This is a genomic window from Enterobacter cloacae complex sp. ECC445 (genome assembly GCF_021892025.1).
Lineage (GTDB): Bacteria > Pseudomonadota > Gammaproteobacteria > Enterobacterales > Enterobacteriaceae > Enterobacter > Enterobacter chengduensis.
In genome coordinates this window covers 1-10,167 of the sequence record NZ_JAKLRZ010000053.1, presented here as the reverse complement: position 1 = coordinate 10,167, position 10,167 = coordinate 1, and the positions used below count along the sequence as shown (strand labels likewise).

The 10,167-nt window shown below is 57.4% G+C and carries 9 protein-coding genes; 5 read left to right on the top strand and 4 right to left on the bottom strand.

Going from position 1 to position 10,167, the window contains the following annotated elements; translation table 11 throughout:
* Nucleotides 1-107: 107 nt before the first annotated feature.
* On the bottom strand, nucleotides 108-1,388 hold the full coding sequence (gene hemL / locus L6R44_RS24685) for a glutamate-1-semialdehyde 2,1-aminomutase (protein ID WP_032644123.1): 1,281 nt from the start codon (nucleotides 1,386-1,388) through the stop codon (nucleotides 108-110).
* 112 nt (nucleotides 1,389-1,500) lie between these two features.
* Here hemL and clcA point away from each other — a divergent pair, with 112 nt between their 5' ends.
* A complete protein-coding gene (gene clcA, locus L6R44_RS24680; RefSeq protein ID WP_237425680.1) occupies nucleotides 1,501-2,901 on the top strand; it encodes a H(+)/Cl(-) exchange transporter ClcA in 1,401 nt (466 codons plus the stop codon).
* Between the two features lie 85 nt (nucleotides 2,902-2,986).
* Nucleotides 2,987-3,331, top strand: a complete 345-nt coding sequence (gene erpA, locus L6R44_RS24675) for an iron-sulfur cluster insertion protein ErpA (protein ID WP_032644124.1) — start codon at nucleotides 2,987-2,989, stop codon at nucleotides 3,329-3,331.
* Between the two features lie 93 nt (nucleotides 3,332-3,424).
* Here erpA and L6R44_RS24670 read toward each other — a convergent pair whose 3' ends face one another.
* The 3 genes from L6R44_RS24670 to mtnN are packed head-to-tail and all read right to left on the bottom strand — an operon-like array spanning nucleotide 3,425 to nucleotide 5,561.
* On the bottom strand, nucleotides 3,425-4,042 hold the full coding sequence (locus L6R44_RS24670) for a TRIC cation channel family protein (protein ID WP_237425679.1): 618 nt from the start codon (nucleotides 4,040-4,042) through the stop codon (nucleotides 3,425-3,427).
* Nucleotides 4,043-4,069: 27 nt separating this feature from the next.
* On the bottom strand, nucleotides 4,070-4,870 hold the full coding sequence (gene btuF / locus L6R44_RS24665; protein ID WP_237425678.1) for a vitamin B12 ABC transporter substrate-binding protein BtuF: 801 nt from the start codon (nucleotides 4,868-4,870) through the stop codon (nucleotides 4,070-4,072).
* Nucleotides 4,863-5,561: a 5'-methylthioadenosine/S-adenosylhomocysteine nucleosidase gene (gene mtnN / locus L6R44_RS24660; RefSeq protein WP_032644127.1), complete on the bottom strand. Its 699-nt coding sequence runs from the start codon at nucleotides 5,559-5,561 to the stop codon at nucleotides 4,863-4,865. Before mtnN ends, btuF begins: the two co-directional genes overlap by 8 nt.
* An 82-nt stretch (nucleotides 5,562-5,643) precedes the next feature.
* On the opposite strand from mtnN, the gene dgt reads away from it, so the two are divergent.
* From dgt to L6R44_RS24645, 3 genes are all read left to right on the top strand, one after another.
* The gene (gene dgt / locus L6R44_RS24655) at nucleotides 5,644-7,158 is read left to right on the top strand and encodes a dGTPase (RefSeq protein WP_032644128.1); all 1,515 of its coding nucleotides are present in this window, start codon (nucleotides 5,644-5,646) and stop codon (nucleotides 7,156-7,158) included.
* Between the two features lie 131 nt (nucleotides 7,159-7,289).
* On the top strand, nucleotides 7,290-8,729 hold the full coding sequence (gene degP / locus L6R44_RS24650; protein ID WP_112781056.1) for a serine endoprotease DegP: 1,440 nt from the start codon (nucleotides 7,290-7,292) through the stop codon (nucleotides 8,727-8,729).
* A gap of 146 nt (nucleotides 8,730-8,875) precedes the next feature.
* A complete protein-coding gene (locus L6R44_RS24645; RefSeq protein WP_032644130.1) occupies nucleotides 8,876-10,033 on the top strand; it encodes a CdaR family transcriptional regulator in 1,158 nt (385 codons plus the stop codon).
* Nucleotides 10,034-10,167: the final 134 nt, after the last annotated feature.

Below are 10,167 nucleotides of genomic sequence, written 5' to 3'. Positions count from 1 at the left end.
TATGCCTTAGTTGTAAGTGTCTACCATGTCCCCGAACAAGTGTTCACTATGTCCCCGGACTGTACAGTGGGAGAGGGTTGGGGTGAAGGCATCACCCCGCACGGACCTTAGAGCTTCGCAAACACCTTACGCGCCGCGTCGATGGTGTTGTTGATATCCTCTTCGCTGTGCGCCACGGACATAAAGCCCGCTTCGAACGCTGACGGCGCCAGGTACACGCCTTCTTCCAGCATCAGGTGGAAGAAACGCTTGAAGCGTTCAACGTCGCACTTCACCACGTCCTGATAGCAGGTCACGGTTTTCGCATCGGTGAAGAAGATCCCGAACATGCCGCCCACGTGGTTGACCACCAGCGGAATGCCTGCCTCTTCTGCGGCTTCCAGCAGACCGTTTGCCAGCTGCGTGGTTCGGTCGGTCAGGGTTTCGTGAATACCCGGCTGCGCCACTTCGGTCAGGCAGGCAAAACCCGCCGCCATTGCGATAGGGTTACCGGAGAGCGTGCCCGCCTGGTAAACCGGGCCGGTAGGCGCCAGGGCTTCCATCACGTCCTTACGGCCACCAAATGCGCCGACCGGCATACCGCCACCGATGATTTTACCGAGGCAGGTCAGGTCCGGCTCGACGTCATAATAAGACTGGGCACCCGCCAGCGCCACGCGGAAGCCGGTCATGACTTCATCGATGATCAGCAGCGCGCCGAACTCATCGCACAGGGCGCGCAGGCCCGGCAGGAAGTCAGGCTGCGGTGGGATGCAGTTCATGTTGCCCGCAACCGGCTCAACGATAATGCAGGCGATCTCCTGCGGATACTGCTCGAACGCCGCGCGAACGGTGCTCAGATCGTTGTAGGTGCAGGTCAGGGTATGCTTCGCGAAATCTGCCGGTACGCCCGGGGAGTTTGGCTGGCCGAGGGTCAGCGCGCCGGAACCGGCTTTTACCAGCAGACAGTCCGCGTGGCCGTGGTAGCAGCCTTCGAATTTAATGATTTTATCGCGACCGGTAAAACCGCGCGCCAGGCGAATCGCGCTCATGGTCGCTTCGGTACCGGAGTTCACCATACGCACCATGTCCATGGTCGGCACCAGTTCAGTCACCAGCTCCGCCATCTTCACTTCCATCTCGGTTGGCGCACCGAAGCTCAGGCCGCGCTGGGCGGCTTCAATCACCGCGTTACGAATGGCAGGATGGTTATGCCCCAGCACCATCGGCCCCCAGGAACCGACATAATCAACGTAGGCTTTGCCATCGACATCATACAGATATGCGCCGTCAGCGCGTTCAATAAACAGCGGCGTGCCGCCCACGCCGGTAAAGGCGCGCACGGGTGAGTTCACGCCACCCGGAATTAGCTCGCGGGCTGCGCTGTAGAGGTTTTCTGACTTGCTCATGGCGTCGTTCCTGATTCGTAGAAATAAGTTTAGGGGGCTATTCTAAGTGATCTACAGGAGGTGTGTCTGGTAAAATCCCGCGGGTTATTTGTATGACGAAAAAGAACAGGTAATGAAAGAAAACTCTCCTTCATTTGAAGAACAACAGTTTACGCGCGCCCAGCACCGAATCAGCATTCGGCGGCTGCTCAATCGCGATAAAACGCCGCTGGCGATCCTGCTTGCCGCTGCCGTGGTGGGAACGCTCGCGGGCCTGGTGGGCGTGGCGTTTGAAAAAGCGGTCAATGCCGTACTCAACTGGCGAGTGGGCACCGTGGCCATTTTTGCCGACAGCGAATGGCTGGTCTGGGTTTTGGCATTCGGCCTGTCGGCGCTGTTTGCCATGGTAGGGTATTTTCTGGTGCGTAAATTCGCGCCGGAAGCGGGCGGATCGGGCATCCCGGAAATTGAAGGTGCGCTGGAGGAGCTGCGGCCGGTGCGCTGGTGGCGGGTCATTCCGGTAAAATTTATCGGCGGCATGGGGACGCTGGGCGCGGGAATGGTGCTGGGCAGGGAAGGACCAACGGTACAGCTGGGCGGGAACGTCGGCCGCATGGTGGGCGATCTGTTTCGCATGCGCAGCGCCGAAGCGCGCCATACGCTGCTGGCCACCGGTGCCGCGGCGGGGCTTTCAGCGGCGTTTAACGCGCCGCTGGCGGGCATATTGTTCATCATTGAAGAGATGCGCGCGCAGTTTCGCTACAACCTGATCTCGATTAAAGCGGTGTTTACCGGCGTTATTATGTCTAGCATCGTTTTTCGCATTTTTAACGGCGAAGGGGCGGTGATTGAGGTGGGCAAGCTGACCAACGCTCCGGTCAATACCCTGTGGCTTTACCTGATCCTCGGCATGATTTTTGGCATAGTGGGGCCGCTATTTAACACCTTTATCCTGCGCGCTCAGGAGATGTTCCAGCGCATTCACGGCGGGAACACCACGAAATGGGTGCTGATGGGCGGCCTGCTGGGCGGAATGTGCGGCGTGCTCGGCTTTATCGAGCCGAACGCCGCGGGCGGCGGGTTCGGGCTGATCCCCATTGCGGCGGCGGGGAATTTCAGCGTGGGTCTGCTGCTGTTTATGTTTATCTCCCGCGTCATCACGACGGTGCTCTGCTTTTCCTCCGGCGCGCCCGGCGGGATATTCGCCCCGATGCTGGCGCTGGGTACGTTGCTGGGCACCGCGTTTGGTATGGCGGCTGAAGCGGGTTTTCCCGCCTATCATCTTGACGCCGGGACCTTTGCGGTGGCCGGAATGGGGGCGCTGCTGGCCGCTTCCCTGCGTGCGCCGTTGACCGGGATCGTGCTGGTCCTGGAGATGACGGACAATTACCAGCTCATTTTGCCAATGATCATTACCTGTCTCGGCGCGACACTATTAGCCCAGTTCCTGGGTGGAAAACCGCTATACTCCACCATCCTCGCGCGTACCCTGGCAAAACAAGAGGCTGAGCGGGCCGCCACGCAGAATACTTGAATGAATTACCAGGGTATTAGATAATGACACAAAGAATTGGGTGAATTTTACCCAATGGCAGTAGCAGTATTCATGGGAGCATATGATGAGTGATGATGTAGCTGTGCCGCTGGAGTTTACCGAAGCAGCAGCCAACAAAGTGAAAAACCTGATTGCCGACGAAGACAATCCGGATCTGAAACTGCGTGTTTATATTACCGGTGGCGGCTGCAGCGGCTTCCAGTATGGTTTTACCTTTGACGATCAGGTTAACGATGGCGATATGACTATCGAGAAACAGGGCGTCGCGCTGGTGGTTGACCCGATGAGCCTGCAGTATCTGGTGGGTGGTTCGGTGGATTACACCGAGGGTCTGGAAGGGTCGCGCTTTGTGGTGACGAACCCGAACGCGACAAGCACCTGCGGGTGTGGTTCTTCGTTCAGCATTTAAGAGAGTGCGGGCTGATGCCCTCATTCCGGCCCTCTCCCACGGGAAGAGGGAGAAAACACGAAAAAAGGTAACCGCGAGGTTACCTTTTTGCTTTTACCTGTCATCCAGCGCAAACGTCGGCAGCTTCAGGTGCCAGCGTATCGCCGCCAGACGAATCATCAGCGTTACGACCATCCCCAGCATCGCGGCATTTTCCAGCGGGATTGCAAAGGTGTAATAGGCGGTCGCGTGAACAATCCCACCCACAATGCAGGCCGTTGCGTAAATTTCAGTACGCAGGATCATCGGCACTTCGCGCGCCAGAATGTCGCGAATGATCCCGCCGCCCACGCCGGTTAATACGCCCATGCAGATTGCCACCATTGGACCGGTGCCCGCATTAAACGCCTTATTGACGCCAATACCGACGAAGACGGCCAGACCGACGGCATCAAGCACCGGCAAGATCCATTTGGGTAAGCGGCGCGGCTGGCGAACCAGCACGATGGTTAACAGGCAGGTGACCATCGCGACCACCAGATCGGTGGGATCTTTCACCCAAAACACCGGGCCATTCGCCAGTGCCATGTCGCGGATCGTCCCCCCGCCGACGGCGGTCACCACGCCCAGCACCAGCACGCCAAACGGATCCATGCGGAGTTTCCCTGCGAGCAGTACGCCGGAGATAGCAAAAACGGCTGTGCCAAGAATATCCAGCCAATAAACGAGCATCGTTAAATCCTCGAAAAAGGTCTTCTGTTAGTGACTCTCTGCCAGCGCGGCACAGAGCTGTTTTGCGGCGAGGATAATACGCGGGCTGGCGCGTTCAAACCAGTCACTGTTGAGGGGTATTACCGGTATTTTTAGCTGCTTTTGCCAGAATTGTTCTATTTTGGGAATTTCGCTCGCATTTCCGACCACGACGATGGCCTGTGGCTGGCGCGCCAGAACCTGCTCACGGCTTACCTGAGGCCACGGCACCCGGCTGGCTGCAAAAATGTTTTCCCCTCCGCAGACTTCCAGCACCTGATTCTGAATCGACCCTTTTCCGGTGGTGAACAGCGGCTGGCTGCCAAACTGCAGGAAGATGCGTTTTTTCACGGAGGTATCATATCGGGATTTCAGCGCGGCATAGTCATTGAGCATCTGGTTCGCCGCGCGCTCGGCTTTTTCAGGGGTAGGGCTATAAGGGGCGAGGGCGCGCAGTGCCTGAGCGACCTGCTCAATGCTGACGGCATCAATCCACATGACCTTAATGCCAAGCAAGGCAAGCTGGTTAACCTGCCGCTCGGCGTTGCCGCCCCGCCAGGCCAGCACGAGATCCGGCTTGAGCGCCACGATGCGCTCAACGTTCATCCCCTGCCAGGTTGCCACTTGTTCAATGCCCGCGGCCTGCGGTGGGTAATCCGAAAAGCTGCTCACGCCAACCGGCGCGATCCCGGCGGCAAAGGCCAGTTCCGTATTTGCAGGGGAGAGCGTAATCACGCGCGGTGCGGCATAGAGCCACAGCGGGGCGAGAAGAAGCAGGGCGACCAGCGCCCTGACGGTATGTTTAGCCACGTGCCAGGTTCTGCACCAGGCGTTCCACCATCACGGTGGACTGTTTTGCCGCAACGGTCAGGAACTCGTCGAAGCTGATGTGGGACTGCTGGTCTGCCACGTCAGAGATGGCGCGAACCACCACGAACGGTACGTTAAAGTTATGGCAAACGTGCGCAATCGCGGTCGCTTCCATCTCAACGGCCACCGCCTGAGGGAAGTTATGGCGGATTTTTGCCAGCCCAACGGAGCCGTTGATGAAGGCATCACCGCTGACAATCAGACCGCGTACCGCGTTGAGGTTGAGTTCTGCAATGCAGGTCTCTGCCGCCGCAATCAGCTTGTCGTCAGCTTTAAAACCCGCAGGGCATCCCGGAAGCTGACCGTATTCGTAGCCAAATGCGGTAACGTCGGCATCGTGGTAACGCGCTTCGTCGGAGACAACGATATCACCCACTTTCAGCGTCGGCGCCAGGCCGCCCGCAGAGCCGGTGTTAACGATCACGTCCGGCTTGCAGCGCTCAAGCAGCAGGGTTGCCCCCAGCGCAGCAGCCACTTTACCGATGCCTGATTTCAGCAGAGCCACCTCAACACCGTTCAGCTGGCCGGTGTAGATCTCACAACCCCCCAGAGAGAGGGTCTGACGGTTCTCAATTTTGTCACGCAGCAGCGTAACTTCTTCTTCCATTGCACCAATAATGCCGATTTTCATAGATTTACTCGCGATGTGCCTTGTTAAGATGCATAGTCTATCATGCGGTTAAGGGGAAACGCATTCTCACGCGGGGGAGCACATGTCACCAATCGATTTTCGTACCAAAATTAACTGGCACCGACGTTTCCGTTCGCCGCAGGGCGACAAGAGCGAACATGAGATCCTGCGTATCTTCGAAAGCGATCGCGGGAGAATCATTAACTCGCCCGCCATTCGCCGTCTGCAGCAAAAGACCCAGGTTTTCCCGCTGGAGCGTAACGCCGCGGTGCGCACGCGCTTAACCCACTCGATGGAAGTGCAGCAGGTTGGGCGCTACATTGCAAAAGAGATTTTGAGCCGTCTTAAAGAGCAGCGTTTACTGGAAACCTATGGGCTGGACGAACTGACGGGGCCCTTCGAGAGCATCGTTGAGATGGCCTGCCTGATGCATGACATCGGCAACCCGCCTTTCGGCCACTTTGGCGAGGCGGCTATCAATGACTGGTTTAAGCAGCGGCTTCATCCTTCGGATGCGTTGAGCCAGCCGCTGAGCGATGACCGCTGCACCGTTCGGGATTTACGCCTGCGTGAAGGTGAAGACGGGCTTAACGATCTGCGCCGCAAGGTGCGCCAAGATCTCTGTCACTTCGAGGGCAATGCGCAGGGGATCCGGCTGGTACATTCCCTGATGCGCATGAACCTGACCTGGGCACAGGTTGGCTGCATTCTGAAATATACCCGTCCCGCGTGGTGGATGGGGGAGACGCCCGCGTCCCACAGCTATTTAATGAAAAAGCCGGGCTATTATCTTTCTGAAGAAGCCTATATAGAAAGGCTACGTAAAGAACTTTCATTGACGCCAAACGGCCGCTTTCCATTGACCTGGATTATGGAAGCCGCGGATGATATTTCCTATTGCGTGGCTGATCTGGAAGATGCCGTTGAGAAAAGAATTTTCAGCGTTGAAGAGCTTTATCAGCATCTTTATGCGGCCTGGGGCACTCATGAAAAAGGCTCGCTGTTTGCCCAGGTGGTCGAAAATGCCTGGGAAAAATCGCGATCGAATACGTTAAGCCGCAGTACGGAAGACCAGTTCTTTATGTATTTGCGGGTTAATACATTAAATAAGCTGGTGCCGTATGCGGCGTCGCGCTTTATTGATAATTTGCCGCTCATCTTCAGCGGGGAATTCAACCACGCGCTGCTGGAAGACGACAGCAGTTTCAGCCAACTCCTTGAGCTTTATAAACATGTGGCGATGCGGCATGTATTCAGCCATCCGGATGTCGAGCAATTAGAACTGCAGGGCTATCGGGTCATCAGTGGCTTACTGGAAATTTATTCCCCGCTGCTCCAGCTGTCGGCCGACGAATTCAGCGAGCTGGTGGAACACGAGCGCGTGCGCCGGATCCCGATTGAATCGCGGCTTTATCAGAAACTCTCTACCCGGCATCGTCTGGCGTATGTCGAAGCGATTGGCAAACTGGATCGCCATTCTACCCAATGGCCGGTGATGGAATATTATTATCGTTGCCGTCTTATCCAGGACTATATCAGCGGCATGACCGATTTGTATGCCTGGGATGAATACCGCAAGCTCATGGCGGTGGAATAACGTCGGAGTTTTGTAAAGACGGCCAATAAATTTTTACCTTTTCCATAAACTTATCGCCGGAACTAAGCGGTATAAAACGAATCTGAGTTACACAGCAATTTTGCGTTACCTGTAAATCGAGATTGAGAAACATGAAAAAAACCACATTAGCAATGAGTGCACTGGCTCTGAGTTTAGGTTTAGCGCTGTCTCCTCTGACTGCTACTGCAGCCGAGACCGCGTCGTCGGCAGCAACCGCGCAGCAGATGCCAAGCCTGGCACCGATGCTCGAAAAAGTGATGCCATCGGTGGTGAGTATTAACGTTGAGGGTAGCACGACCGTCAATACGCCGCGTATGCCGCGTAACTTCCAGCAGTTCTTCGGTGACAACTCACCGTTCTGTCAGGACGGTTCGCCATTCCAGAGCTCGCCGTTCTGTCAGGGCGGCGGTGCCGGGGATGACGGCCAGGGCGGCGGCGGCCAGCAGCAGAAATTCATGGCGCTTGGTTCAGGGGTGATTATTGATGCCGCTAAAGGCTACGTCGTCACCAATAACCACGTTGTTGATAACGCCAGCACCATTAAGGTTCAGCTGAGCGATGGGCGTAAGTTCGATGCTAAGGTGGTGGGTAAAGACCCGCGCTCCGACATCGCGCTGATTCAGATTCAGGATCCGAAAAACCTGACGGCGATTAAGCTTGCCGACTCTGACGCGCTGCGCGTCGGTGACTACACCGTGGCGATCGGTAACCCGTTCGGTCTGGGTGAAACCGTAACCTCGGGCATCGTCTCTGCGCTGGGCCGTAGCGGCCTGAACGCGGAAAACTATGAGAACTTCATCCAGACGGATGCGGCGATCAACCGCGGTAACTCCGGCGGTGCGCTGGTGAACCTGAACGGCGAGCTGATCGGTATCAACACCGCGATCCTGGCGCCGGACGGCGGCAACATCGGAATCGGCTTTGCTATCCCGAGCAACATGGTGAAAAACCTGACCGCGCAGATGGTGCAGTACGGCCAGGTGAAACGCGGCGAACTCGGTATCCTCGGTACGGAACTGAACTCCGAGCTGGCGAAGGCGATGAAGGTTGACGCCCAGCGCGGGGCATTCGTCAGCCAGGTGATGCCGAACTCCTCTGCGGCAAAAGCGGGCATTAAAGCAGGCGACGTGATCACCTCCCTGAACGGTAAGCCGATCAGCAGCTTTGCCGCCCTGCGCGCCGAAGTAGGCTCAATGCCGATTGGCAGCAAAGTGACCCTTGGCCTGCTGCGCGACGGTAAGCCGGTTAACGTGAGCCTGGAGCTGCAGCAGAGCAGCCAGAATCAGGTGGATTCCAGCACCATCTTCAGCGGTATTGAAGGGGCTGAGATGAGCAACAAAGGCGCAGATAAAGGCGTGGTGGTGAACAACGTGAAAGCGAACTCACCGGCAGCCCGTATCGGCCTGAAAAAAGGCGATGTGATCATGGGGGCTAACCAGCAGCCGGTGAAAAACATCGCTGAACTGCGCAAAATTCTCGACAGCAAGCCGTCCGTGCTGGCGCTGAATATCCAGCGTGGTGATACCTCTATCTACCTGCTGATGCAGTAATCCTCTTAAGCCCCTGCGCGCAGGGGCTTTCTCGTTTCTGTGACGCCTGGCACAACTCCATACATCTTTCCCTCTCTTTGTGCATTCGCACAATGCAGCCGATACTGAACTTCCCTATGCTTGAGCTCTGCTCACAGGAGGGTTGCATGGCTGGCTGGCATCTTGATACCAAAATGGCGCAGGATATCGTGGCGCGCACCATGCGCATCATTGATACCAATATCAACGTAATGGATGCGCGCGGGCGCATTATTGGCAGCGGCGATCGCGAGCGTATTGGTGAATTGCACGAAGGTGCGCTGCTGGTGCTTTCTCAGGGGCGGGTCGTGGATATCGACGATGCGGTAGCGAAACACCTGCACGGCGTCCGCCAGGGCATCAACCTCCCGCTGCGCCTTGAAGGCGAGATTGTCGGGGTCATCGGCCTGACCGGCGAGCCGGAGTCTCTGCGAAAATACGGCGAGCTGGTCTGCATGACGGCAGAGATGATGCTGGAGCAGTCGCGCCTGATGCACCTGCTGGCTCAGGATAGTCGCCTGCGTGAAGAGCTGGTGATGAACCTTATTCAGGCGGAGGAGCATACGCCAGCACTCAGCGAATGGGCGCAGCGTCTGGGGATCGATCTGAACCAGCCGCGCGTGGTGGCGGTCATTGAGGTCGATAGCGGCCAGCTTGGCGTGGACAGCGCGATGGCCGAGCTGCAGCAGCTGCAAAATGCGCTGGCGACGCCGGAGCGCGATAACCTGGTGGCGATCGTTTCTCTGACGGAAATGGTGGTGCTCAAACCGGCGCTCAATGCGTTTGGCCGCTGGGATGCCGACGATCATCGTCGTCGCGTGGAGCTGCTCATCTCCCGCATGAAGGAGAATGGCCAGCTGCGTTTTCGCGTTGCGCTGGGCAACTACTTTACCGGGCCGGGCAGTATCGCCCGCTCCTGGCGTACCGCGCGCACCACCATGATGGTGGGCAAGCAGCGGATGCCGGAGAGTCGGAGCTACTTCTATCAGGATCTGATGCTGCCGGTGCTGCTCGACAGCCTGCGCGGGGGCTGGCAGGCCAACGAGCTGGCGCGGCCCTTAGCGCGTCTGAAAGCCATGGACAACAACGGCCTGCTGCGCCGGACGCTGCAGGCGTGGTTCAGCCATAACGTGCAGCCGCTGGCGACGTCAAAAGCGCTGTTTATTCACCGCAATACCCTGGAGTATCGGTTAAACCGAATTTCGGAGCTGACGGGGCTGGACCTGGGGAATTTTGACGACAGGTTGCTGCTGTACGTGGCGCTACAGCTGGACGAGCAGCGGTGAGGTTATTTTGCCGGGTGGCGGCTTCGGCCTACATCATGGTTTTCACCCTCTACCTGTGGGCTGAGGGATCCCCACAAAATATTGCCTGCACGGACGACCCCCTCTCCCTTGAGGGAGAGGGCTGGGGTGAGGGG

Coding starts and splice junctions, on each gene's coding strand:
- hemL (WP_032644123.1), bottom strand. CDS start 1,388: ATGAGCAAGTCAGAAAACCTCTACAGCGCAGCCCGCGAGCTAATTCCG.
- clcA (WP_237425680.1), top strand. CDS start 1,501: ATGAAAGAAAACTCTCCTTCATTTGAAGAACAACAGTTTACGCGCGCC.
- erpA (WP_032644124.1), top strand. CDS start 2,987: ATGAGTGATGATGTAGCTGTGCCGCTGGAGTTTACCGAAGCAGCAGCC.
- L6R44_RS24670 (WP_237425679.1), bottom strand. CDS start 4,042: ATGCTCGTTTATTGGCTGGATATTCTTGGCACAGCCGTTTTTGCTATC.
- mtnN (WP_032644127.1), bottom strand. CDS start 5,561: ATGAAAATCGGCATTATTGGTGCAATGGAAGAAGAAGTTACGCTGCTG.
- dgt (WP_032644128.1), top strand. CDS start 5,644: ATGTCACCAATCGATTTTCGTACCAAAATTAACTGGCACCGACGTTTC.
- degP (WP_112781056.1), top strand. CDS start 7,290: ATGAAAAAAACCACATTAGCAATGAGTGCACTGGCTCTGAGTTTAGGT.
- L6R44_RS24645 (WP_032644130.1), top strand. CDS start 8,876: ATGGCTGGCTGGCATCTTGATACCAAAATGGCGCAGGATATCGTGGCG.